Origin of the sequence: Thermococcus sp. ES12 (genome assembly GCF_012027515.1) — an archaeon.
GTDB lineage: Archaea > Methanobacteriota_B > Thermococci > Thermococcales > Thermococcaceae > Thermococcus > Thermococcus barossii.
On record NZ_SNUP01000071.1, the window covers coordinates 1 to 443 of the forward strand.

Below are 443 nucleotides of genomic sequence, written 5' to 3' on the forward strand. Positions count from 1 at the left end.
AGAAACTGCCCTCAAAATGCCATTGAAGGAGCACCTAGAGTAGTTCACAAAATCGATCCAAATAAGTGTGTTGGATGTGGTGTGTGTGCTACAGTGTGTAAGTTTGGTGCCATAGAAGAATACGAAGAGTGACCTTTTTCTATTATTATAATTCTTTTGGAGTATTCTTTTAGAGTTTGTACATTTTTGAGGATCAAAATTATTATTTTTTGCATTATTGAACAATTTAGTCTATTCCTGCAGCTTAATGTTCTATTTTATGTAAAGCTTTATTACTTTTATGTTTGTCAAATTTCATGTTTTTAACCTTTCGTTAAAGAAACGTATTTAATGGAATTTAGCTAAGCGAGTAATGGAATTAGGTTGAAATATGCTCTCAAAAGGTTTAGAACCTAAAGATGAGGTGAGAAAATGTCCTTTGCAACATCTTTCCTTTGGTCGTT

Annotated in this window: 1 protein-coding gene; it reads left to right on the forward strand. The window is 32.3% G+C overall.

Going from position 1 to position 443, the window contains the following annotated elements:
• Positions 1–132, forward strand: a 132-nt coding sequence (locus tag E3E37_RS11085; RefSeq protein ID WP_167717402.1) for a 4Fe-4S binding protein, incomplete at its 5' end; no start/stop codon positions are given.
• Positions 133–443: the final 311 nt, after the last annotated feature.